Genomic DNA, 22,626 nt, shown 5'->3' on the forward strand with positions numbered 1-22,626 from the left:
AATAAGGGATGAACTGGCGCAATGGCTGGAAACAATGGCGGCCCCTGGGGCGGCGGAGGCAACAACGGCGGCGACGACGATGATCGTGACCGTCAGGGCGGAAATCGCGGGCGGCGTCCGGGTGAACCCCCGCAAATTCCGGAAATCGACGAATTGATGAACAAAGGCCGCGAACAGCTGCGCGTTTTGATGGGCGGCGGTCGTGGTGGCAACAACGGCGGCGGTGCCGGTGGTGGGGCCGGTGGTCCGCAGATCACCCGCGGCATGGTTGGTCTTGGTGTTCTGGCGCTCGTCGTGCTTTGGGCGCTGTCGTCATTTTATACGGTCCGTCCCGAACAAAAGTCGGTCGAACTGTTCCTTGGCGAATGCAACGAGCCCTGCATCGGTGAATCCGGTCTGAACTTTGCCCCGTGGCCGATTGTCACGCGCGAAATCGTCAACGTATCCCAGGAACGCGTGATCGAGATTGGCGAAGAACAGGTGCCCGAACAAATCAGCGACAGCCGCCTTGTCCAAAGCCAGCTGGAAGCCGACATCGGCCTGATGCTGACAGGCGACGAGAACATCGTCGACATCGACTTTCAGGTGGTCTGGAACATCACGTCACCCGACAAGTTCCTGTTCAACCTGGCCGAACCCGAAGAAACGATCGCCGCCGTGGCTGAATTGGCCATGCGCGAGATTATCGCAACCTCTGAACTGGCCAATTTGAACCGCGAACGTGGCGTGATCCGTGATCGCCTTCACGAACTGACCCAAGCCACGCTTGATAGTTATGACAGCGGCGTAAACATTGTGCGTATCAACCTCGATCAGGCCGATCCGCCCGCGACGCAAGTGCAGGTGATCGACATCGACGGGCAGCAGCGGCTGACGTCGCCTTTGGACGCATTCCGTGACGTGCAGGATGCGGAACAGGAACGTATCCAGCTGCAAAACCAAGCCGACGCTTATGCCAACCGTGTGACGGCTGGTGCGCGTGGTAACGCGGCACAGATCCTTGAAGCCGCCGAAGGCTACCGCGCCCGCGTCGTCAACGAAGCACAGGGTGAGGCTGCGCGCTTCCTCAGCGTTCTGGAAGAATACTCCAAAGCGCCCGAAGTGACCCGTCAGCGCCTTTATCTGGAGATGGTCGAAGAAGTTTATGGCCGCTCCGACATCATCTTGCTTGATGACAACGGCGGTGCAGGAGGGGCAGTGCCATACCTGCCGCTTGATACCATCCGACGTCCAGCCACAGGGGGGGCAAACTAATGAACAGGTCAGTCCTGATTTTGCCGCTTATCGTGATCCTCATCGCGGCGGCACTTAGCTCTATCTTTATTGTGGACGAACGTGAAAAGGCGCTTGTGCTGCGCTTTGGCCGTGTGGTCCAGATCAAGGAAGACCCCGGTATCGGCTTCCGCATTCCGGTTATGGATCAGGTGATCAGCTATGATGACCGGATCATTTCCATCGACATGGAAGCGCAGGAAGTCATCCCCAACGACGACCGCCGCTTGATCATTGACGCATTCGCCCGCTACCGGATATCCGATGTGGAACAATTCCGTCAGGCGACAGGTGCCGGTGGTGACGCCGCGATTGCCATGGCCGACAACCGTCTGGAACAAATCCTGCGCGATAAAACCCGCGAAGTTTTGGGTTCGGTCAGTTCCGGCGATATCCTGTCAACGGACCGGACCGCGCTGATGCTGCGCATCCGCAACGGTGCGATTTCCGAAGCGGCTTCGCTGGGTCTGACGGTGATTGACGTGCGCCTGAAGCGCACCGACCTGCCGACGGAAAACCTGGCCGAAACCTTCCGCCGGATGGTGTCGGAACGTGAACGCGAAGCCGAAGACGAACGCGCCCGTGGCCGCGAAGCCGCGCAGCGTATCCGTGCGCAGGCCGACCGGACCGTGATCGAACTGGAATCCGATGCCGAACGTCTGGCCCGGATCGCCGAAGGTGAAGCGGACGCGGAACGCAACGCGATTTTCGCCAATGCCTTTGGTCAGGATCAGGAATTCTTCCAGTTCTACCGCTCGCTCGAAGCCTATCGAGGTGCCCTTCAGGAAGGGAACACACGCCTTGTCCTGAGCCCCGATAACGAGTTCTTTGACTACCTGCGTTCGCCTTCCGGCGCTGCAGTGGCGCAATAGGCGGGGCAATGGGCGTCGTGCTTCTGGCCCTCGGGCTGGTGCTTGTCGTAGAGGGGCTGGTCTATGTGCTGGCCCCTTCGCTGGTTGAAGACATGCTTGCCGCCCTGCGCAACATGCCCGTCGAGGCGCGGCGCGTGGCGGGCGCATTGGCGCTTGTGACGGGTCTGGCGCTGATCTGGTTTGCGGCGGCGCTGGGCGTCGATCTGTTCACATCGCGGTGACAGCCCGTGCACAAGGTTTGAGTTGCGCGCCGCACATACTACATAGATGATCACATCAACGGCCGCCGATGCGGCGCAAGTCCATTACCAAGGAGATCCCCGTGAGTTCAAAGGCGATCGCAGTTCAAAATTCACGCAACCTGTCACTGATCCGCGCGCTGGCCGCGCTGATGCTGGGCCTTGCGGTTCTGGCCGCACAAGTTGCGCCATCCTTTGCCCAGGACCGGCCCGCGACCTTTGCCGACCTTGCCGAAATGGTCAGCCCGTCAGTTGTAAACATCACCACGACCACGATGGTCGCAGGGCGCACCGGCCCGCAGGGGATCGTGCCCGAAGGTTCACCGTTCGAGGATTTCTTTCGCGATTTCGACGACCGTCAGGATGGTGCGCCGCGCCGCTCCTCGGCGCTTGGGTCCGGTTTCGTGATTTCGGCGGACGGCTATATCGTCACCAACAACCACGTCATCGAAGGCGCTGATGAAATCCTGATCGAGTTTTTTTCGGGGCAGGAATTGCCTGCTGAATTGGTCGGCACCGATCCCAACACCGATATTGCCCTTCTCAAGGTTGACGCGACTGACCTGCCGTTCGTTGTCTTTGGCGACAGCAACGGCGTGGGCGCGCGTGTGGGCGATTGGGTCATGGCGATGGGCAATCCGCTGGGGCAGGGCTTTTCTGTCAGCGCCGGGATCGTATCGGCCCGTAACCGTGCGCTTTCCGGCACATATGACGACTACATCCAGACTGATGCCGCGATCAACCGCGGCAATTCGGGCGGGCCACTGTTCAACATGGACGGTGAGGTGATCGGTGTGAACACTGCCATCCTGTCGCCCAACGGTGGCAGCATCGGTATCGGGTTTGCCATGTCTTCGGCTGTGGTGATCAACGTGGTCGATCAGCTGCGTGAATTTGGCGAAACACGGCGCGGCTGGCTTGGCGTGCGCATTCAGGACGTGACCCCCGATATGGTCGAAGCCATCGAAGGGCTGGACCGCGCCCGCGGCGCGATGGTCACTGACGTGCCAACCGGCCCTGCCGAAGACGCAGGCATGCTGTCGGGTGACGTCATTCTGACGTTCGACGGCACCGAAATCGCCGATACGCGCGAGTTGGTCACGATTGTGGGCAATTCGCCGGTCGGCAAATCGGTTCCCGTCGATGTGCTGCGCGCCGGCGAAATGGAAAGCCTGACCGTTGTGCTTGGCCGCCGCGAAACTGCCGAAGCCGCGGGCACCGACCCGGAACCTGAAATCATGGAACCCGCCATGAGTGATCTGATGGGTATGACCCTGTCCGAAGTCACGCCAGACCTTGCGCAGGAATACCAGCTAAGTAGCGGTGATGGCCTTGTGGTGACAGAGGTCGCGGCGGACAGCGAAGCGGCACAAAAAGGCATCCTTGCCGGTGATCTGATCACCGAAGCAGGCCAGCAAAAGGTCGCCACCCTTGGCGATCTTGAGGACCGCATCACCGAGGCCGAAGAAGCAGGGCGCAAGTCGCTTTTGCTGCTGATCCGGCGCGGTGGTGACCCGCGGTTCGTGGCGCTGTCACTGGAATAAGCTACACAACAGAAACTGCAAAGGGCGTCCCTAGGGGCGCCTTTTTGTTTGGGTGGATGAATTCAACTTAAGTTATCCGAAGTCACGGAACAGCGACATACCTAGACAGTGAATGGCAGATCCGCGGGACGAAGTGGACATTCCCGTGTTTGCGCGACTGTAAACAACAATCGCAACCGGCGCGCATGCGCCATGCCCGACCTCCCCCACGGGAGGGCATATTGCAACTTCTGATGTGCATGGAGCGTTTGTTTAACTTTTAAACTATGGCCACTACAAAACCGCGAGCCCCTCCCGAGGTCGGGCATGGCGCATGCGCGCCTATGTCCCGTTAGGGCTCAGACCAGATATTCGCTGCAGCTGCATCTCAATACTGTAGCCCTTGACGCGTCACACCCCCCTCCTTACATACCGCCAAGGTTCGGGATACCTGCCGCTCGCCCCCGCTTGGGGATGGTGAAATTCCGCCACGATTTTTCGGCTTTCAACAGACACAGTTGGCAGACCGGCAATGCGAGCCCCGATCACTGGCCCAACGTCACGTTGAAAGGCTAATAGATATGCAACGTAATACCACCATTCCGCCCCTTGCCACGCTCAAGGATCAGGCCCGCCGTTTGCGCGCGGACCTGACCGCGCGCGGTCATGACACAACCCATGCGCAAGCGCTTGAAATGCTGGCGCACCAGATGGGGCTGCGCGACTGGAACACCTTGGCGGCCCTCGCGGGGCGCACAAATGCACCGACACCGCTGACCCTTGGGGCGCGCATCACCGGCCGATACCTTGGCCATGATGTGGCTGGCACCGTGCTGGCAATTGCGGCCCACGGCGGGCTGACACGGCTGACGATCAAGCTGGATGAACCGGTTGATGTCGTGCGCTTTGACAGCTTTTCGTCCCTGCGCCGCCGGATCACTGTCAGCTTGAATGATGACGGTGAAACCCCGCAGCGCACCTCGGACGGGCAGCCGCATTTCGTGCGTATGGCCGCCTAACCTTCGGCGTCCAAAACGGCGCTGGACAGGGCCACAAGGCCCAACCCCCGCGCGGTTTCGATGTCCAGAACGGGCAGGTCATGACCGCCGTTCTGGCGCTGATACGTCTGGATCGCGCGCCCTGTGCGCGCGTCCAGCACACCGGTGATGTCGCCGCGATAGAACCCGCGCGCGCCCAACGCCCGCTGCACCGAGGCCACGAACTGCGGTGTCAGGGCATCAGGGCAAAGCGTTTCAAATTCAACTTCACGCCGTTCGCGCAAGATGCGCTGGCGCGTCACAGTGCGAAACGCGGCCGGGCTGCGCACGCTCCCGTCACTGTCCAGCACGGCGGGCTGCACGATGATCTGTTCGGTCACGGTTTCGATCACGGCGGGCGTTGTTTCCTGGGCAAAACAGCGCCCTTCGCCATCCGTTGTGATCGGCGTGGCATCAGGCAATGCCGCAGGCGTGACGCAGGCGGCAAGCACCAGCGCCCCAGCAATCGGGGCCAAAAATTGCAACCGTGTGGTCATCTGCTCTGCCTTATGGGTCTTGCGCCCGTTTGAAACTGCATAGCGCAAAACCCGCGCGCGGCCTAGTCAGCAGTTCACAACCCCGCCAGCCTGTCGCATCCAGCCCACACCGCGCCTTTTTGGGGCTGGCAGGGCGGCGACACGCACCCTAAATAGGGGCCAACAGAAATTGCGGATCGCGAAGGGGCGAAACACAACATGGCAAAAATCACTTATGTCGAACATGGCGGCAAGGAACACATCGTCGAGGTTGCAAATGGCCTGACCGTGATGGAAGGCGCGCGCGACAACGGTATCCCGGGGATCGAGGCCGATTGCGGCGGCGCCTGCGCCTGTTCCACCTGCCATGTTTACGTTGATCCGGCTTGGGTCGAAAAGCTGCCCGTCAAGGATCCGATGGAAGAAGATATGCTTGATTTCGCTTATGAACCTGATCCCGACCGCTCGCGCCTGACCTGCCAGTTGAAGGTCACCGATGCTTTGGACGGCTTGCGCGTGCAGATGCCCGAAAAGCAGATCTGATGCGGTGGTGCGCGCTAGCCCTGGCCCTGTGGCCTGCGATGGCGGGTGCGCAAGGCATCACGGCGGCGCAATACAGCGATCCGACAACGCGTTATGACCACGGCATTCTTGGGGATGCGGTGGAATGGGGCGTGCTTGAAATGCGCACGGATCAGCGGGTGCTGGCGCTGCGCCTTCCCCAGACCAGTGTGTTTGAAGACACGGCCCCGCGCCTGTTCGATGTGGACGGGGATGGCGATAAAGAGGTGATCACGGTTGAATTGTCGCTGACGCTGGGGGCGCGGCTGGCGATTTTTGACACCGACGGCCTTGTCGCCGCCACCCCCTATATCGGCCGCACGCACCGTTGGCTTGCGCCTATCGGCGCGGCTGATCTGGACAGGGATGGGTATGTCGAGATCGCCTATATCGACCGCCCGCATCTGGCGCGCACCCTGCGGGTGTGGCGCTTTGCAGATGGTAAATTGACGTTGGTGGCGGAAACTGCGGGCCTCACCAATCACCGCATCGGTGAAACCGATATCGGCGGGGGCCTGCGCGATTGCAATGGCGTGATCGAAATGATCACCGCCAATGCCGACTGGACCCGCGTGATTGCCACGCGCCTTGAAAATGGCGCTTTGGTATCACGCGATATGGGGCCGCATCGCGGGCGCGCCGATCTGACGGCGGCGATGGCCTGCTAGCCCAGTTGCGCGGCCAAAACGGCCAATGCAGCAATTTCACAGATCTGTTGCGTTGCGCCCAGAATATCGCCGGTTTGGCCTTTGATTTTGGCCATCGCGATCATGGCGCAGGCAATCCCCACCAGCGCCACGACCAGCAGAACGCCAAAGGCCGACCGCGGCAAGAACACCACAGCAATCGCCAGCGCGATCAGACCCGCAAGAGCGGCGGTCGCCCCGCTTGGGCGGCCCACGCTTTGGCTTAATCCGTTCGCGCGTGCGTTGGGCAGGGCGGCCATCATCGCCACCATCGGTGCGCGGCTGACGGCGGCGACAACAATCAAGGGCGCCCACAAATATCCAGCCGACAGCACCGCCACCAAAGCCCCCCAGCGCAGCAAAAGCGACAGCCCCAGCGCAAGGACGCCGTAAGTGCCAATCGCGCTGTCCTTCATGATGGCAAGGCGGCGCGCCACGTCCCAGCCGCCCCACAGCCCATCCGCCGCGTCGGCCAGGCCGTCCTCGTGCATCGCACCGGTAATGATGATCTGCGCGGCAAGGATCAGTCCGGCGGCGATCATCAGCGGCATGCCAACCCACAGGGCGACAGCCCCGATCACCGAAGCAATCACGGCCACAGCCATGCCCGCCAACGGAAAGGCCCAAGCCGCCGCAGCGCCCCGCGCGGTGGCGCGATCCGTGTCGATCCGCAGGGGCAAGCGTGTCAGCAATCCCAGCGCGGCGGGCACATCCTGCGCCACGATCAACGGGCGAACCTGCGAAATGTCGGCATTGCGCATCAAGATGACCTTTCAAGGCTTTTCATGGGTGGCTAAGGCGTTAGACAGGGGGCCAGCATGACCAGAGCGAGGACGAAAATGCCAGCCCCCTTTACCACTTTGGATGAATTTCGCGCCACCCTTGCCACGGCCCCCGCGGCTGATGAAACGGCGCGCGCCGGGGCCGAGACCCGCAATGGCCAGTTGACCAAACCACCGGGCGCTTTGGGGCGGCTTGAAGATATTGCGATCTGGTATGGCGCATGGCGCAGCACGGACCGCCCCGAAATAAACAACCCGCAAGTAATTGTTTTTGCTGGAAACCATGGCGTTTGTGCGCAGGGCGTGTCTGCCTTCCCGCCCGAAGTCACCGTGCAAATGGTTGCCAACTTCGAACATGGCGGCGCTGCAATCAACCAGCTTTCCAAAGCATTTGGCGCGCGCATGGATGTCCATGCCTTGTCCCTCGACACCCCCACCGCAGATTTCACCACCGGCCCGGCGATGTCGGAGGATGAAGTGATCGCCGCCCTGCGCACGGGGTGGGACGCCGTTGATCAATCCGCCGACCTGCTGGTCACAGGCGAAATGGGAATTGGCAACACAACGTCTGCCGCTGCCATCGCAACGGCGCTGTTTGGCGGTGACGCCGCTGACTGGACAGGGCGGGGCACCGGCGTTGACGACGCGGGCCTTGCGCGCAAGATCGATGTTGTCACGCGCGGGCTGGCCGCAAATCCGGAAGCCGCCAGTGATCCGTTGCAGGCGCTCCGCTGTCTTGGCGGGCGCGAACTTGCGGCTATGGCGGGGGCAATTGCTGCCGCACGTGCCTATTCCATTCCGGTGATTCTTGACGGGTTCATCTGCACCGCCGCCGCTGCGACTTTGGCGCAGGCGCAGGACGGCGCGCTGGATCACACGGTCGCAGGGCATCAAAGTGCGGAAGGGGCGCACGCAGCATTGTTGGCCAAAATCGGCAAGGAACCGTTGTTGCAACTTGGCCTGCGGCTGGGCGAAGGATCGGGCGCGGCCCTTGCGATTGGCATCCTCAAGGGCGCTGTCGCCTGCCATTCCGGCATGGCCACCTTTGCCGAGGCAGGCGTCGCCGCTGGCTAGGCCTTGGGGCGCCCGCCTGCGGCGCCCTTTTTCACCTGATCGGCGTCAAGTTTGGCGGTCAGCTCTGTCTCGAGCGCCTTGTTCATTTCGCGCGCGCGCGCCACGTAGGCGGCGTTTTGTTCAATCGGCACATCGGGTTTCCACAACTCGGCAAGATCGCGCAGGGACGCGCGATCCTGATGGTAGAACGCCATTTCGGCTTCATTCGCCTCGAATTCGGAAAGGCCCATGTTCTCAAGCACATAGCGCCCCGCCCGCAGCGAGCTGTCGAACATTTCGCGCACGATGTCATTCGCGCCTGCCTGAAACAGTTCGTAGACATGGGTGCGGTCCTGGGCACGTGCGACGATGTGCAAATCGGGGCGTTCCTTGCGGGCATAACTGACCAGCCGGATCGCCGCCGCGCGATCATCCAGCGCGACAACCAACACGGTCGCATCGTCAAGGCCCGCAGCATGCAGCAGGTCGGGGCGGGTCGGATCACCAAAGAATCCCTTGAACCCGAAGGTGCGCATGGTCTGGACTGTCGCCAGATTGTTGTCGATCACCACGGTGCTGAACCCTGACGCCTGCACAAGCCGGTTCACAACCTGTCCAAAGCGCCCGATTCCGGCAATGATCACCTGCCCGACCTCGTCGATTTCATCCTCGGGGTGGTCGTGATCACCGGCCATGTTCCGGCTGAGCAATTCAAAGACGATGAACAACAGCGGCGTGACCAGCATCGACAGGGCAACGACCAGCAACAGGGTTTCCGACAGCCCCTGGCCCAGCACCCCCTGTTGCAATGAAAACGAGATCAGCACAAAACCGAACTCACCCGCCTGCGCAAGGCCCAGCGTGAACAGCCAGCGGTCGCGCCCGTGCAGTTTGAACAGGCGGGCCAGCAGATACAGCACCGCGCCCTTGGTCACGATCACGCCTGCGGTCAGACCCATGATGCGCGTGGGATCACCATATAGAACTGCAAAGTTGATCCCCGCCCCGACCGTAATAAAGAACAGCCCCAGCAGCAGACCCTTGAAGGGTTCAAGATCGCTCTCGAGTTCGTGGCGGAATTCGGAGTTGGCCAGCACGACACCGGCCAGAAATGTGCCAAGCGCGGGCGACAGGCCGACCAACCCCATCAGCACGGCAATTGACACGACCATCAGCAGGGCCAGTGCCGTATACATTTCGCGCAGACGCGCGTGGTGGATGTAGCGAAACACCGGACGTGTCAGAAAAATGCCAGCCAGAATGATCACCGCAACCGCGCCCAGCGTCACAAGGGTCACGCCCCAACCGGGCAGGCCGTCAACAAGGCTCAGGCTGGCGTGACTTGCATCCGCGTGGTGTTCGTCTGCCAGTTGCATCGACCCGTCCGGCGCCAGTGCCACAGGCGAACTGATCACCAATAGCGGCAAAAGTGCCAGCATCGGGATGACAGCGATATCCTGCGTGAGCAGCACCGAAAACGTTGATCTGCCACCGCCTGTCTGCATCAACCCCTTTTCAGACAGGGTCTGCAAAACGATAGCCGTGGAGGACAGCGCAAAGATCATGCCAACGGCCAGCGCCGTGGGCCAGGCCAGCCCAAGGACCATGCCTGCGGCCATGATCAGCGCCGTTGTCAGCCAGATCTGCGCGCCGCCAAGGCCGATCAGCCGGTGCCGCATGTCCCAAAGCGCGCGCGGTTCAAGCTCCAGCCCGATCAGGAACAGCATCATCACGACGCCAAATTCGGCAAAATGCTGCAAATCCTGCGTTTCCGTGCCGACCAACCCCAACACGGGGCCAATCACGATCCCCGCAAGCAGATAACCCAGCACCGATCCAAGCCCAAGGCGCGCAGCCAAGGGCACGGCAATGACGGCCGCGCCAAGATAGATCGTTGCTTGGAACAGAAAGCTTTCCATGGAGCCTTATCGGTTGAGGGGCGTGCCACAACGCATTGGCCCGATGTGTATCAGCGGTGCCACGCCTAGCCGCTGGGCATTTCCAGTTGAACCGTGCGTCCGCGTTTTGTGTAGTTCAGCGAACTGTCACCGATGGATTGCACGCGCCCGCCATCCAGACGGTCGCCGACACCCACGCGCACAAGGCGACCATTGCTCATGCGGACCAAGGCGCGGCGTGCATCGGGCGTGCCAAAGACGCCGATCAGGCTTATGTCGCGCAGGTTCAGCGCGCCTTCCAGCGTTGCGGCCTGCGCAACCCCGCCGGAAATCGGCCCGCTTGGTGCAACGGTTTGCGGCGCGACAACGGCCACTTGTTGCGCGACACGGGCCTGATTTTCACGCGCGCGGGTCACAACGCGGGCAAAGTTGCGGGGCCGGGTATCGGGGCGCAACGATGCGGTGATCGCCTGCGGCGTGGGGTTGACGATCAGGCTGGGCGCGGGTGCGGTCTGTGCTGTTTGGGCCGCGGCAATGGCGGCGGCAACTTCGGGTGCAATTTCCAGGGTCGGCGGTTCGGCGGCGGTCGGAACTTCGACTTCGGGGTCGGGTTCAGGTGCCGGTTCTGGCGCAGGGGCCAGACCGGCAGGGCGCAGGCGCGGGCGGAACCCCGACAGGCGCGCATCAGGTTCGGGCGCGGCGGCCGCCAAGGGCGCAATCCCTTCGGGGCGGGTTTGCGGGCGCAGCGTGGTCAGGGCAACGCCACCGGCTGTTGCAGGGTCTTGGGGCGCGGCTTCGGCCGTGTCAGCCACGGCGCTTTCGGGTCGCGTGCGGGGCCGCAGTGTTGGTTCAACCGGCGCGGCGGATACAAAATCCGGCGTCGTCTCGACGTCCGGCGTGACTTCGGGCGCGGTGACAACCTCTGGTGCAACAGTGCCGGGACGCACCGGTGGCAAGACCGGCGGGCGGCCCGCGATCACGATGATACCGTCCGGCGTCAACGCCCCTTCGGGCGTGGCCAGAACAAAACCGCGATCATCGCGCGGGAAATCGGTGCCGGGCGCGGGCGGATTGACGGGTGCAAGATAGGCCCCATCCTGCGCGGCCAGCGAAAAGTCAGGTATTTCAGGTGTTTGCTGACGTTCGATGGGCCGGGTCGCGGCAACGGCTACGGTATCTATGTTATCGGTGCGCGGTGTCAGGGGTATGCGGGGGGCCCTTTGCCAAACGCCTGTTGCGGCGTAAATGCGCTGAGCTTCGGCGGGGCTGAGGACCTGTCCCACCGGCGCGGCTTCGGGGGCGTCTGGCGTCACTGCTACATCGGTGCCGCCTTGCCCCATGTCACCGCTGTCATCCAGGCCGGCCACCCCCGATGCCGGATCAACGTCGGAAGGTATGACGGGCTCTGCAACCGGATCGGTTGCGGCTGTTTCCACGGTGCCGCGGTTGAACCAACCTGCCAAACCGTCCTCGGACACGATGGCGGCAAAGGCGGCCACGGCGATCAGGAACAGCAGCAAAACTGCGGTCAGGATCAGCCCCAGAAAGCGTGGCTTGCCGCCAACAACGACCTTGGGTTTTGTCTTGGCGGGCTTGCGCGCGCCAAAGACGGTCATCCGGCTTTTTTCGTCCGGTTGTGCGGGGGCATCTGCCGCGCCTGATTTTTCGGCGCGTTCCTTGCGGCGGCTGCGAAACAGGCCGGGCTTGTCGGCCTTTTCAGGATCAGGCGCGCGGGCGGGGGCGGCCAGCGGGGCGGGGGCGGACAGCGGCGCTGGCGCGGTGGTGGGCGCAGGGGCCGTGTCGTCAGTGGTTTCAGGTTGTTCGGGCGTATCGCCCTTTGGCGCTTGCACCGGCACGATGGTCTCAAAGTGCCGGGCTTCGGCATCTGGCACGGCCGTTTGCGCCACACCTGTCACGGCGGGGGCGGCTGCGGGTTCGGGCGTATCAGCACGCAATGCGGCAACAGGTGCTGGGGCCACATCGCTGTCATCCACCTTGACGCCGGCAAGCGGCGGCATCGGGCTGGTGTTTTTTCCCTGCGGCACGGCCAATGGCGGCGGATCCATACGCGTGTCGGCAGCCGGTTGCGCCGCCCGCGCAGGCGCAAACACCGGGGGTGCTTCTGGTGTCGGCGCATCCTTGGCAGGGGCGGCAAGCGGTGCACGCGGACGGGCGGAAAAGACCGGTTCATCCGAGGCCTCAGACGCCTGTGCGGGCGCGTCCTCGGGCGGTGTTTCATCCGGGGCCGAGGCTGCCAGCGCAAGTTCTTCGAACATGCCAGAGGGATCGTTTGGCGTGATGTCGGGTTCGGGTGTCGGGTCTGGGTCCGAAGTGGGCTTGGGCTCGGGCGGGGTTTCTGCGTCCGGTTCGGGCGCGGCAATAGCTTCTGGTGCACCCGCCGCAATATCTGTAACCCCGATCACGACAACCGCGTCGTCGTCACGGCTGACATCAAACCCGTCAAGCGCACCAAAAAACGCCTCGCCCACAAAGGTGAACGGTTCGGGCACGGCGGCAAAGCAGACCGGATTGAAATCGTGCTCGGTTGCGAAAGCGGCCGCCTCGTCGAGGGTTTCACGGGCGACTGCGGCCACATAGGTGCGCCCGCCGCCCTTGGTGAAATCAACCGCCAGATCGGCCACGCTATAGGGTGTCGTGCCGTCCAGTGCCGCGCGCACATCGTCCAGTTCGGTGCGGGTCGTATCCAGTGCAAGATACTTGATTTGCTCGTTCGGAATCAGCAGCTTGGTGCGCAAACCATCGGGTTCGATGGTCAGGGCCTGTGCGCGCAATCGGGCCAGCGCGGCGCCCAGATCGTCGACGTCCAGCGCGACTTCGCCAACAAGGTGCCAGCCCCCCTGCACACGGTGCAGCAGGCGAAGCCCCTCGAACGAAAGTGAAAGTGCGAAATTCGGCGTCATTGCGCGGCTGTATCATCCCGATGGGTGGGGGAAAAGCGCCCCCTTGCGTTGCCGCAAAGCTATAGCAGGTTTTCGCCAAGTCCAAGCGCCTGCGTGTCTTTTTGTCCAAATCAGATGGTTTGGGGGGCCAATCCGCGGCCCCCCGAATACTTAGGCGGTCGCTTTGGTCAGTGCCTGATCCAGATCGGCGATCAGATCATCAACACTTTCGATGCCGATAGACAGGCGCACAACGTTCGGGCCGGCCCCTGCGGCCTCTTGTTGTTCGGGTGACAGCTGGCGGTGGGTCGTGCTGGCCGAGTGGATAATCAGGCTGCGCGTGTCGCCAAGGTTGGCAACATGGCTGAAGATTTCCAGTGAATCGACCAGCTTGACGCAGGCATCATAGCCCCCCTTGACCGCAAAGGTGAACAAGGCACCCGCACCCTTGGGGCAGACATCCTTGACCCGGCCGTAATAGGGCGAACTTTCCAGCCCCGCATATGTGACGTAATCCACGCGATCATCCGCCTCGAGCCAATTGGCCACGGCCTGCGCGTTTTGCACATGGCGATCCATGCGCAGGGACAGTGTTTCAATGCCCATCAACGTGTAATGCGCGGCCTGCGGGTTCATCGTCATGCCCAGATCACGCAGGCCAATCGCGATGGAGTGGAACGTAAAGGCCATCGGCCCAAGTGCCGCGCCAAAGTTCAACCCGTGATAGGCAGGTTCGGGTTGCGATAGGGACGGGAACTTGTCACTGGCGGTCCAGTCAAACTTGCCCGAATCCACAACGCAGCCACCGGTGACGGTGCCGTTGCCCGTCAGGTACTTGGTGGTGGAATGCACGACTAGTGTCGCGCCCAGTTCAATCGGGCGGCACAGATACGGCGTGGCCGATGTGTTGTCGATGATCAGGGGCAGGCCTGCCGCATCGGCAATATCGGCCACGGCGCGCACATCCATGATATAACCGCCGGGGTTGGCAATCGCCTCGCCGAACACCGCACGCGTGTCGTCGTCAATCGCGGCCTTCACCGCGTCCAGATCGTCGAAGTCGACGAATTTGGCGGACCAGCCGAAACGTTTGATCGTCTGGCTGAACTGGGTGATCGTGCCACCATAAAGACGGGTCGAGGCGACAATGTTCTTGCCCGGTCCCATCAGTGGAAACAGCGCCATGATCTGCGCGGCGTGTCCGCTGGAACAGCAAATGGCCCCTGCGCCGCCTTCAAGGGCGCAAATCCGTTCGGCCAGCGCCGACACCGTCGGGTTGGTCAGGCGCGAATAGATATAGCCGACCTCTTCGAGGTTAAAAAGTTTCGCCGCGTGATCGGCATCGCGAAACACATAGGCCGTGGTCTGGTAAATCGGCACCTGACGTGCACCGGTGGCGGGGTCGGGGTTTGCACCTGCGTGGATTTGCAGCGTGTCGAAACCAAGTGATGGCGTGTCGGTCATAGGTCTTCTCCCTGATGTTACTTGCCGCTAGGTTTACGGGGAAAGCCGCGCCACCTCAACGCGCGACAGCGCAAAAGGGAAAATCACATGCCCCATCCGTTCCATCTGGCCTTTAATGTTCGCGATCTTGACGCCGCACGCGACTTTTATTCCGGTCACTTGGGCGCAATTGAAGGGCGCAGCACGGCGACATGGGTCGATTTCGACTTTTTTGGCCATCAGCTAAGCCTACATTTGGGCGAACCGATGGCGACAGCCGCGACAGGGCAGGTCGGTGATCATCGCGTGCCGATGCCGCATTTCGGGATCGTGCTGCCCTTGGGCGACTGGCGCGTGCTGGCCGACCGGTTGGTGGCTCGTAGCACGGATTTCATCATTGAACCCTCGGTGCGTTTCAAGGGCGAGCCGGGCGAACAATGGACGATGTTCTTTCGTGATCCGTCTGGAAATCCGATTGAAATCAAGGGGCTGGCCGATAACGCCGACATTTTTGCGCGCGCCTGACGTCTTGCGCTCCAAAATACGAAATCCTGCGCCTAGCGCATCCAGAAGCCGTTCTTCTTGATCATGTTGCGCACCTGGCGTTCGCGCGGTGGCATGTCGTTCTGATCAAACAGTGCGCGCACTTTTTCGCCGCGGTTCTGATAGATCATCCGCTTGAACGGCTCATAGTTCTTCAGCAGCTTCTTGATCTTGTTGGGTGTTGCGACCGCTTCCAGCGCCTGCACCACATGATCGCTTTCGCGCGCATATAGCAGCGGCAGCATCCGGTAATGGCAGGTTACATCGCCGTCCAGTCCATCCAGTTCCGGCCCCGGTCGGCCACCACCTAAGGAATGAATGACCAGCGGCAGCGCCACCTGATCCAGCCATGGATCAAGCGATTGCAGCACCAGTTCTTCGGGGCGGTCATCACGGATCGCCAAGGCATATTCCAGAAACCTAGCGCGAAATGCAGCCGGGTCCGCGCCATAAAACCATCCGGCGTTGAAATAAAGGTAGCGTTCCCAGTATTCATCGGGTTGTGACAGGTCCAGCGTGCTGTCAAACGCCAGCCCGAACTTGTCATAAAGCGACTTCCACGTTTTCGTGTAACCGGGCCAATACAGTTCTTCTTCAGGCCAGGTGCCGGTTCGGCGCATGGAGGCGGCGGGGCGCGCAAAGTCGAATTGCACTTTTGCGATATCGCCCGTGATCAGCGTATCCGTGTCAAAGAACACAAATGGTTCGCCTGCGGGCAGGGTGGACAACCCTTCGATCTTGTTGCCATAGGGGTAATCCTGCCCGAAATGTTCGTTTTCAAACGGCACGATTTCGGCGCCCATTTCTTCCAACGCGGCGCGCACATCGCCGGTGATGCGGGTTTCGCCTTTCCACATGGGACCGGGTTGCGGTTCGGCCACAATCACGCGGCCGTCAAACGCAGGGGAATAGGCGCGCAGTGACGCCACGAACAACAACGCCTCGTATTGCAGCCGTCCGTTCTGGCCGATGACCATGATATTGAAACGCTGGCCTGTTTTTGCCTTTCGCGCCATACTCGCTTTGTCCCTCATATTTCGGGGCAGTATAGATTGAGAAACCGCGCGGCAAAAGCCGTGCCGAGAGGAGATTTGCACGTGTTTGAATTATTCCTGCCTTATGTCATCGGCATCGCCCTTGGAATCGAGCCATCGCCCCCGCTTGATGGCAATGACACCGAGATTGCGGAACTGGTCCCCGAACTTGATCCGATCGACGAAGGGTCGGGTGATGGTCTGGAAGGGCGCGAACCCGAACCACAGGTGCCAACAGGCCAATACACGACCGCGATCGAGGTCCGCCCGATCTTGGGGATGACCAAATCCAACTGGGTCGCCGTGCGCAACTATGACGGGCAGGATCTGGTCTATTTCACACATCTGATGAGCTGGCGCTGCGGGCTGTGGGAGGTGCGCTATGGCATCAACGGCGAACCGGCCAATACCACTGTGCCGATGGAGCCGTGCAACACCGAGTTTGCCCAACCCAACGCGATGATAGATATCGAAAATTTTCTGCCCTACATCACGCTGCCACCTGAATCTGTTCAAAGCATTTATGTGGAAATCACCTATGACGATGGCACCTCTGATTTCGCGCAGTTCAACCGCAACGAGGTGCTTATTCCCTGACTTTCAGGTGAAATCGACAGCTTCGATGCACAGGGCAGTTGGCAGGTGGCGCGCGATCTCGTCCCAGTGATCGCCCGCGTTCAGACTGGCAAAAACCGATCCGCTGTTGGTCGCAAAATAAAGGCCAGCAGGGTCCCGGGCGTCACCTGCCATGGCTTGGCGCAATACGGTGAAAAAGCAGGCCTTTTGCGGCAGGCCGTCGCGCTGGGCCAGCCATGTTTGCCCGCTATCGCGACTATGCCAGACCGCAGCGGCGCCGTCAGGCGGAAAGCGGCCCGCCATGTCGCCGTTCAGCGGGATCGTCCAGATCATCGCGCGGTCGCGCGGGTGCACACGGATCGGAAAGCCGAACGTAGAAGGCAACCCCGCGGTAATATCATCCCAGCTGCGCCCCCCGTCCGGCGAACGCCAGACCCCGTGGTGGTTTTGCTGATACAGCAGGTCCGCGCTGCCGGGTGCACGCATCATATTGTGCACGCAGTGCCCTGTTTCACCGTCACGCGGCGCGGCTGGATGATCGTGGTTCCCGCAGCTTTCGGCGTTGGACATCCGGTTGCGCCTGTCCCAGGTCTTGCCGCCGTCCTCGGTTGCGAAAACGCCGGCGGCAGAAATGCCGACCCAGATTTTTTGCGGGTCTTCGGGATGATTCACGATGCTGTGCAAAACCAGCCCCGCCGCGCCGCCCTGCCAGTCTTTGGCCGATGGGTGATCTGTCAGCCCCGAAACCCGTTCCCAAGTCGCGCCCATGTCCCTGCTTGCCAGCAATCCCGCCGGTTTGGTGCCCGCGTAAAGCGTGCCATGGGCGAATGACAGCGACCAGACCTGCGAAAAACTGTCGCCAAAGGGCAGGGGCGTATCGTCCCAGCCGATCATCGCCGCAAAGTCGGGATCATTGGCGGCCCATTGGTCCATCGCGCCACTGGTCAGGCGGGTCAACGCCCATGTTTGGCCGCGATCAGATGAATGCCAAATGCCTGCCCCGTGAAAATCACCGCCACCTGCGGCCCACACATGCCCCGTGTCCGCGCAGCCCGCCACGTGATTGATCGTCCAGCCATCGCACAGCGGCCCCGTCACTTCCCAGCCTGTGCGATCCGCGCCGCCATTTATTAGAAACAGCCCCTTTGTTGTGCCGACAAGGAGGGTGAGTTCGGTGGACATCGGTGCGCCTTTCCAGAAAAGTCGGCGGATCATAGCACGGATCAGCGCGACCCGCGCGCGATTTTGCGCGGGCGCGCCAAGGCACGTTCGCCCCAGTTGATCGCCCAAGGGTCTTGGGGTGGCGGATTTGGCTTATCCCGTCATGCCGACACTTGCCTGCATCAGGAACTGTGCACCAATTGGCCGCGTCGCGGCACCAATTGCGCGGGCCTTGCCGCCGATGCTGCCGCTTTCGATACGCGGCTGGATCAGGCCGCGGGTGTCTTGGGTGACAACATAACGGCGCACGCGGCTCACCAGATCGTCACGGACACTTGCGGGAAAGGCGCCGTCAATCAGGATCGCTTCAAAGTCGATCACCGAGCAGGTGGAAAGGGCGGCCTTGGCAAGTTCCTGTGCGGTTTGGCCCAGCCACGGGTCAACATAGCGCGACAGGGAATGCCAGCTGTCGGGATCAGACCAAAGTTGCTGTGGGTCCAGATCGACCTCGCGCAGGCGCAGTTCCAACTGGTGGATCGACGCCATATCGACCAGTTGCATGCTTTCGCCGTTTGGACCGATGCTGCGCAGTGATCCCAGTGCGCCCGCATTTCCCTGACGTCCTTCAAAGACCGAATGGTTCAACACGACCCCACCGCCGATAAACGCACCGATGAAGAAATAGGCGTAATCGCGAAACTCCTTACCGCGCCCGTAGGTGTGTTCGGCTTGGCAGGCGGCGGTGGCATCATTGAGCAGCGACACCGGCAGACCCGTGCGCGCCTGTGCTTCTTGACGCAGGTCGATGTGTTCCCAAGGGATGAAAGCGGCCGAAAGATCTACGCTCTGGTCGTGCCAGTTCCACATCTCGAACGGGGCGGCAATCCCCAGACCACAGATGCGCGCCGCATGGGCCGGGTCCATCCCTTGCATGATGGCGTGAACGCTGTCGTCCAGAAACCCGAATATGTCTTCAGGGACGGGGGCGGGATAGGTCAGTCGCCGCTCCTCGCGCAGGTTGCCGTTCAGGTCGATCAGCACCAGATCCGTGGATCTGCGCCCGATCTTGAGGCCGAAGGAAAACACACCATCCGAAGCCAGTTTCATTGGAATGGACGGCTTGCCGACCTTGCCCCGAACCGGGTCGCCCCGCTCGAGGATTCCTTCGCCTTCAAGGCGACGCAGGATGCTTGAAACGGTCGGCGGGCTAAGTTCGGCCAGTCGCGAAAGATCGCTACCCGGCATCGGCCCGTTGCGTTGGAGAAGCGACAAAAGAAGCCGTTCGTTGTGATCACGAACGCCTTTCTGGCTTAACCCTGCGCTGAGCGATCTGACAAGTCCGTCTTCCATGACCTTCATCATAACAGCCATGTGGGACAGGTAAACATATTAATAAGAAAAGTTAACTAATTAATTGACAGGCGATCAAGAATCACGTCACTTAGGGTCAAGCGACGGGCAAAGACCTGTCGTATGATCGTCGGGGTAAAGGCCCTGACCTACACAATCGTCTGGGAGGACATCATGAAAAAGCTGCTTATCGGCACTGCGCTTGCTGCTATTACATCTGCCGGGTCTGCAATGGCTGAAAGCCACGCGGTCTCTGCGTGCCTGATCACCAAAACCGACACCAACCCGTTCTTTGTCAAGATGCGCGAAGGCGCCGAAGCGGCCGCCGCCGAGGCCGGCATCACGCTGCGGTCTTATGCAGGGCAGGTTGACGGCGACCATGAAACACAGGTTGCTGCGATCGAGACCTGCATCCTTGATGGTGCGTCCGGCATCCTGATCACGGCATCGGACACGTCCTCAATCGTTGGCGCGGTGACGCAAGCGCGGGACGCCGGTCTGTTGGTCATTGCGCTGGATACGCCGCTTGAACCGATTGATGCGGCGGACGCGACATTTGCGACTGACAACTTCCTTGCAGGTGAGCTGATCGGCCAGTGGGCCGCAGCGTCGCTGGGTGACGAGGCCGCGAATGCGCGGATTGCGATGCTGGATCTGGCCGTGTCGCAACCAACGGTTGGCGTTCTGCGCGATCAGGGCTTCTTGCAGGGCTTTGGCATCGACCTGGCCGACCCGAATGTGAACGGTGACGAAGATGACCCACGCATTGTTGGCAACGACGTCACGGCCGGCAACGAAGAAGGCGGGCGCACAGCGATGGAAAACCTGCTTGCCGTCGATCCGTCGATCAACGTGGTTTACACCATCAACGAACCCGCCGCCGCGGGTGCCTACGAGGCGCTCAAGTCAATTGGCCGCGAAAATGACGTGCTGATCGTGTCTGTTGATGGCGGCTGCCCCGGTGTGCAAAACATCGCGGATGCCGTGATCGGTGCGACCGCGCAGCAATACCCGCTGCAAATGGCCGCCCTGGGCATCCAGGCGATTGCCGCTTATGCCGCTGACGGCACGTTGCCCGAAAACACCCCGGGCAAAGATTTCTTCGACACAGGTGTTGCACTGGTCACGGATCAGCCCGCTGACGGTGTCGACAGCATTTCTGTCGCCGAAGGCATGGATCTGTGCTGGGGCTGACCTGCTGATTTGCACAAGTCGTGTATGATGCAACCAAGGGGGCGGGATTTCTTCCCGCCCTTTTTCAAAGTTGGGATATGCTCCCGCAAGATATCCGGTTTACAATGAGGGGATCGAACAGTGTCTGGCAAATCCGAGAATTTTGAAGCTGCCATCGAGCCAAAAGCATCCGAGTCAGTGGCCGCCTTCACGGAACGCAAGGGCCTGATTGCCAGACTGCAACATGCGCTGCACGTCAACCCGGCACTTGTGCCACTTTTCGTTCTTCTGGTCTCGATCGTCTTGTTCGGATTGCTGTTGGGGTCCAAGTTCTTTTCGCCGTTCGCACTGACGTTGATCCTGCAGCAGGTTCAGATTGTCGGTATCGTCGCAGCCGCGCAAAGCCTTGTGATCCTGACCGCAGGCATCGACCTGAGCGTCGGCGCTATCGCTGTTCTGTCTAGCGTGATCATGGGCCAATTCACCTTTCGCTACGGATTGCCCGTGGAAATCGCCGTGGCGACAGGCCTGTTGTTCGGCACGCTTATGGGGTCGATCAACGGATGGTTGATTGCGGTGATGAAGCTGCCGCCGTTCATCGTGACCCTTGGTATGTGGCAAATCGTGCTGGCTGCGAACTTCCTTTATTCGGCCAACGAAACAATCCGCAGTCAGGAGATTGAACAGAACGCACCCCTGCTCCAGTTTCTTGGGTCAACCTTCAAGGTCGGCGCCGATGCGGACGGACGTGGCGGCGCGACATTCACCTTTGGCGTCATTGCGATGGTCGTGATCTTTGCCTTTCTGGCCTATGTGCTCAAGCATACGGCCTGGGGGCGTCATATCTATGCAGTGGGCGATGACCCGGAAGCCGCGCAGCTGTCCGGTGTAAACGTCAAGCGCACGCTGATTTCGGTCTATGCGGTGACCGGATTCATCTGTGCCATCGCAGGGTGGGCGTTGATCGGCCGCATCGGGTCCGTCAGCCCGACCTCTGGCCAGCTTCTCAATATCGAAAGCATCACGGCTGTTGTGATTGGCGGCATCTCGTTGTTTGGCGGGCGTGGATCAATCATGGGGCCATTGTTTGGCGCACTTATCGTGGGTGTGTTCACCCTTGGCCTGCGCCTGGCCGGTGCGGACGCACAATGGACATACCTGCTGATCGGCGCACTTATCATTGGCGCTGTTGCAGTGGATCAGTGGATCAGAAAGGTTTCGGCATGACTATGATGGAAAACACCAATAACGCCGCGATCGAGCCGATCCTGATGGGGCGCGGCCTGGTCAAGCGCTATGGCAGGGTGACGGCGCTCGATCATTGCGATTTCGATCTGTATCCGGGTGAAATCCTTGCCGTGATCGGGGACAATGGCGCAGGCAAGTCATCCTTGATCAAGGCCATTTCGGGCGCGGTTATCCCCGACGAGGGCGAGGTGTTCCTTGAAGGCAGGCCGGTCAATTTCACCTCGCCAACCGATGCCCGAAAGGAAGGGATCGAGACGGTTTACCAGACCCTTGCGATGTCACCCGCCTTGTCCATTGCAGATAACATGTTCATGGGGCGCGAAATTCGCAAACCGGGCTTTCGCGGGACATGGCTGCGCCAGCTTGATCGCCCGAAAATGGAAAAAATCGCCCGTGACAAGCTGTCTGAACTTGGGTTGATGACGATCCAGAACATCAATCAGGCGGTCGAGACATTGTCAGGCGGGCAGCGACAAGGCGTGGCCGTGGCACGGGCCGCTGCATTCGGGTCCAAGGTCATCATTCTTGACGAGCCGACGGCGGCCCTGGGTGTCAAGGAATCGCGCCGCGTCCTGGAACTGATCCTTGATGTGCGTTCACGCGGAATCCCGATCATCCTGATCAGCCACAACATGCCGCATGTGTTCGAAGTCGCGGATCGTATCCATGTGCATCGACTGGGCAAGCGGCTTTGTGTGATCGACCCCAAGGATTACACGATGTCTGACGCCGTGGCCTTCATGACAGGCGCGAAAGAGGCACCGGTCCCCTAGGCGCGCACATGGTCAATCGACGACAA

21 protein-coding genes are annotated in these 22,626 nt (G+C 61.1%); 13 read left to right on the forward strand and 8 right to left on the reverse strand.

Translation table 11 applies throughout. The features are described 5' to 3' along the window. Nucleotides 1-21 precede the first annotated feature (21 nt). From hflK to SJY21_RS15475, 5 genes are all read left to right on the forward strand, one after another. Nucleotides 22-1,254: an FtsH protease activity modulator HflK gene (gene hflK / locus SJY21_RS15455; protein WP_377512765.1), complete on the forward strand. Its 1,233-nt coding sequence runs from the start codon at nucleotides 22-24 to the stop codon at nucleotides 1,252-1,254. Further along, nucleotides 1,254-2,144 (forward strand): protease modulator HflC, encoded by an 891-nt coding sequence (gene hflC / locus SJY21_RS15460; protein ID WP_377512768.1) that lies wholly within the window; start codon nucleotides 1,254-1,256, stop codon nucleotides 2,142-2,144. Before hflK ends, hflC begins: the two co-directional genes overlap by 1 nt. Nucleotides 2,145-2,152: 8 nt before the next feature. After that, nucleotides 2,153-2,365 (forward strand): DUF2065 family protein, encoded by a 213-nt coding sequence (locus SJY21_RS15465; RefSeq protein WP_377512770.1) that lies wholly within the window; start codon nucleotides 2,153-2,155, stop codon nucleotides 2,363-2,365. 68 nt (nucleotides 2,366-2,433) lie between these two features. Continuing rightward, on the forward strand, nucleotides 2,434-3,927 hold the full coding sequence (locus tag SJY21_RS15470; RefSeq protein WP_377512773.1) for a Do family serine endopeptidase: 1,494 nt from the start codon (nucleotides 2,434-2,436) through the stop codon (nucleotides 3,925-3,927). A gap of 560 nt (nucleotides 3,928-4,487) precedes the next feature. Next, nucleotides 4,488-4,925, forward strand: a complete 438-nt coding sequence (locus tag SJY21_RS15475) for a glyoxalase superfamily protein (RefSeq protein ID WP_377512775.1) — start codon at nucleotides 4,488-4,490, stop codon at nucleotides 4,923-4,925. Here SJY21_RS15475 and SJY21_RS15480 read toward each other — a convergent pair. Continuing rightward, the gene (locus SJY21_RS15480; protein WP_377512777.1) at nucleotides 4,922-5,440 is read right to left on the reverse strand and encodes a peptidoglycan-binding protein; all 519 of its coding nucleotides are present in this window, start codon (nucleotides 5,438-5,440) and stop codon (nucleotides 4,922-4,924) included. The two genes, SJY21_RS15475 and SJY21_RS15480, sit on opposite strands and share 4 nt — an antisense overlap. Nucleotides 5,441-5,638: 198 nt before the next feature. Between SJY21_RS15480 and SJY21_RS15485 the strand changes: the two genes are divergently transcribed. Beyond that, complete coding sequence (locus SJY21_RS15485) at nucleotides 5,639-5,962, forward strand: 2Fe-2S iron-sulfur cluster-binding protein (RefSeq protein WP_377512779.1); 324 nt, start codon at nucleotides 5,639-5,641, stop codon at nucleotides 5,960-5,962. A gap of 38 nt (nucleotides 5,963-6,000) precedes the next feature. Next, a complete protein-coding gene (locus SJY21_RS15490; RefSeq protein ID WP_377512781.1) occupies nucleotides 6,001-6,648 on the forward strand; it encodes an FG-GAP repeat domain-containing protein in 648 nt (215 codons plus the stop codon). Here the strand turns inward: SJY21_RS15490 and SJY21_RS15495 are convergent. After that, nucleotides 6,645-7,427 carry an adenosylcobinamide-GDP ribazoletransferase gene (locus SJY21_RS15495; RefSeq protein ID WP_377512783.1) on the reverse strand — a complete coding sequence of 261 codons (783 nt, stop codon included), beginning with the start codon at nucleotides 7,425-7,427 and terminating at the stop codon, nucleotides 6,645-6,647. The two genes, SJY21_RS15490 and SJY21_RS15495, sit on opposite strands and share 4 nt — an antisense overlap. 78 nt (nucleotides 7,428-7,505) lie before the next feature. Between SJY21_RS15495 and cobT the strand changes: the two genes are divergently transcribed. Beyond that, nucleotides 7,506-8,522, forward strand: a complete 1,017-nt coding sequence (gene cobT, locus SJY21_RS15500; RefSeq protein WP_377513266.1) for a nicotinate-nucleotide--dimethylbenzimidazole phosphoribosyltransferase — start codon at nucleotides 7,506-7,508, stop codon at nucleotides 8,520-8,522. Here cobT and SJY21_RS15505 read toward each other — a convergent pair. From SJY21_RS15505 to SJY21_RS15515, 3 genes are all read right to left on the reverse strand, one after another. Next, on the reverse strand, nucleotides 8,519-10,420 hold the full coding sequence (locus SJY21_RS15505) for a monovalent cation:proton antiporter-2 (CPA2) family protein (protein WP_377512785.1): 1,902 nt from the start codon (nucleotides 10,418-10,420) through the stop codon (nucleotides 8,519-8,521). The genes cobT and SJY21_RS15505 overlap by 4 nt on opposite strands. A 65-nt stretch (nucleotides 10,421-10,485) precedes the next feature. Beyond that, the gene (locus SJY21_RS15510; protein WP_377512787.1) at nucleotides 10,486-13,320 is read right to left on the reverse strand and encodes a hypothetical protein; all 2,835 of its coding nucleotides are present in this window, start codon (nucleotides 13,318-13,320) and stop codon (nucleotides 10,486-10,488) included. Between the two features lie 150 nt (nucleotides 13,321-13,470). Further along, nucleotides 13,471-14,763 carry an O-acetylhomoserine aminocarboxypropyltransferase/cysteine synthase family protein gene (locus SJY21_RS15515; RefSeq protein WP_377512789.1) on the reverse strand — a complete coding sequence of 431 codons (1,293 nt, stop codon included), beginning with the start codon at nucleotides 14,761-14,763 and terminating at the stop codon, nucleotides 13,471-13,473. Nucleotides 14,764-14,850: 87 nt separating this feature from the next. Between SJY21_RS15515 and SJY21_RS15520 the strand changes: the two genes are divergently transcribed. Next, entirely contained in the window at nucleotides 14,851-15,267 is a 417-nt protein-coding gene (locus SJY21_RS15520) for a VOC family protein (protein WP_377512791.1), read from the forward strand. A gap of 32 nt (nucleotides 15,268-15,299) precedes the next feature. Here the strand turns inward: SJY21_RS15520 and SJY21_RS15525 are convergent, their stop codons facing one another. Then, entirely contained in the window at nucleotides 15,300-16,301 is a 1,002-nt protein-coding gene (locus tag SJY21_RS15525; RefSeq protein WP_377512793.1) for a hypothetical protein, read from the reverse strand. An 81-nt stretch (nucleotides 16,302-16,382) separates the two neighbouring features. On the opposite strand from SJY21_RS15525, the gene SJY21_RS15530 reads away from it, so the two are divergent. Then, nucleotides 16,383-16,916 (forward strand): hypothetical protein, encoded by a 534-nt coding sequence (locus SJY21_RS15530; RefSeq protein ID WP_377512795.1) that lies wholly within the window; start codon nucleotides 16,383-16,385, stop codon nucleotides 16,914-16,916. Between the two features lie 3 nt (nucleotides 16,917-16,919). On the opposite strand, the gene SJY21_RS15535 is transcribed toward SJY21_RS15530, so the two are convergent. Then, nucleotides 16,920-18,077, reverse strand: a complete 1,158-nt coding sequence (locus SJY21_RS15535; RefSeq protein WP_377512797.1) for a WD40/YVTN/BNR-like repeat-containing protein — start codon at nucleotides 18,075-18,077, stop codon at nucleotides 16,920-16,922. 132 nt (nucleotides 18,078-18,209) lie between these two features. Continuing rightward, nucleotides 18,210-19,406 (reverse strand): ROK family protein, encoded by a 1,197-nt coding sequence (locus tag SJY21_RS15540; protein WP_377512799.1) that lies wholly within the window; start codon nucleotides 19,404-19,406, stop codon nucleotides 18,210-18,212. Nucleotides 19,407-19,580: 174 nt separating this feature from the next. Between SJY21_RS15540 and SJY21_RS15545 the strand changes: the two genes are divergently transcribed. The 3 genes from SJY21_RS15545 (at nucleotide 19,581) to SJY21_RS15555 (ending at nucleotide 22,600) form a co-directional block, all read left to right on the forward strand. After that, a complete protein-coding gene (locus tag SJY21_RS15545; RefSeq protein ID WP_377513268.1) occupies nucleotides 19,581-20,600 on the forward strand; it encodes a sugar ABC transporter substrate-binding protein in 1,020 nt (339 codons plus the stop codon). Nucleotides 20,601-20,720: 120 nt separating this feature from the next. Next, on the forward strand, nucleotides 20,721-21,806 hold the full coding sequence (locus tag SJY21_RS15550; protein ID WP_377512801.1) for an ABC transporter permease: 1,086 nt from the start codon (nucleotides 20,721-20,723) through the stop codon (nucleotides 21,804-21,806). Then, nucleotides 21,803-22,600, forward strand: a complete 798-nt coding sequence (locus SJY21_RS15555) for an ATP-binding cassette domain-containing protein (RefSeq protein ID WP_377512803.1) — start codon at nucleotides 21,803-21,805, stop codon at nucleotides 22,598-22,600. Before SJY21_RS15550 ends, SJY21_RS15555 begins: the two co-directional genes overlap by 4 nt. Nucleotides 22,601-22,626: the final 26 nt, after the last annotated feature.

Source organism: Octadecabacter sp. R77987 (genome assembly GCF_042466115.1).
Taxonomy (GTDB): Bacteria; Pseudomonadota; Alphaproteobacteria; order Rhodobacterales; family Rhodobacteraceae; genus SW4.

Coding starts and splice junctions, on each gene's coding strand:
- SJY21_RS15495 (WP_377512783.1), bottom strand. CDS start 7,427: ATGCGCAATGCCGACATTTCGCAGGTTCGCCCGTTGATCGTGGCGCAG.
- cobT (WP_377513266.1), top strand. CDS start 7,506: ATGCCAGCCCCCTTTACCACTTTGGATGAATTTCGCGCCACCCTTGCC.
- hflC (WP_377512768.1), top strand. CDS start 1,254: ATGAACAGGTCAGTCCTGATTTTGCCGCTTATCGTGATCCTCATCGCG.
- SJY21_RS15475 (WP_377512775.1), top strand. CDS start 4,488: ATGCAACGTAATACCACCATTCCGCCCCTTGCCACGCTCAAGGATCAG.
- SJY21_RS15545 (WP_377513268.1), top strand. CDS start 19,581: ATGAAAAAGCTGCTTATCGGCACTGCGCTTGCTGCTATTACATCTGCC.
- SJY21_RS15555 (WP_377512803.1), top strand. CDS start 21,803: ATGACTATGATGGAAAACACCAATAACGCCGCGATCGAGCCGATCCTG.
- SJY21_RS15480 (WP_377512777.1), bottom strand. CDS start 5,440: ATGACCACACGGTTGCAATTTTTGGCCCCGATTGCTGGGGCGCTGGTG.
- SJY21_RS15515 (WP_377512789.1), bottom strand. CDS start 14,763: ATGACCGACACGCCATCACTTGGTTTCGACACGCTGCAAATCCACGCA.
- SJY21_RS15525 (WP_377512793.1), bottom strand. CDS start 16,301: ATGGCGCGAAAGGCAAAAACAGGCCAGCGTTTCAATATCATGGTCATC.
- SJY21_RS15490 (WP_377512781.1), top strand. CDS start 6,001: ATGGCGGGTGCGCAAGGCATCACGGCGGCGCAATACAGCGATCCGACA.
- SJY21_RS15540 (WP_377512799.1), bottom strand. CDS start 19,406: ATGGAAGACGGACTTGTCAGATCGCTCAGCGCAGGGTTAAGCCAGAAA.
- SJY21_RS15510 (WP_377512787.1), bottom strand. CDS start 13,320: ATGACGCCGAATTTCGCACTTTCACTTTCGTTCGAGGGGCTTCGCCTG.
- SJY21_RS15465 (WP_377512770.1), top strand. CDS start 2,153: ATGGGCGTCGTGCTTCTGGCCCTCGGGCTGGTGCTTGTCGTAGAGGGG.
- SJY21_RS15470 (WP_377512773.1), top strand. CDS start 2,434: ATGCGGCGCAAGTCCATTACCAAGGAGATCCCCGTGAGTTCAAAGGCG.
- SJY21_RS15505 (WP_377512785.1), bottom strand. CDS start 10,420: ATGGAAAGCTTTCTGTTCCAAGCAACGATCTATCTTGGCGCGGCCGTC.
- SJY21_RS15535 (WP_377512797.1), bottom strand. CDS start 18,077: ATGTCCACCGAACTCACCCTCCTTGTCGGCACAACAAAGGGGCTGTTT.
- hflK (WP_377512765.1), top strand. CDS start 22: ATGGCTGGAAACAATGGCGGCCCCTGGGGCGGCGGAGGCAACAACGGC.
- SJY21_RS15485 (WP_377512779.1), top strand. CDS start 5,639: ATGGCAAAAATCACTTATGTCGAACATGGCGGCAAGGAACACATCGTC.
- SJY21_RS15520 (WP_377512791.1), top strand. CDS start 14,851: ATGCCCCATCCGTTCCATCTGGCCTTTAATGTTCGCGATCTTGACGCC.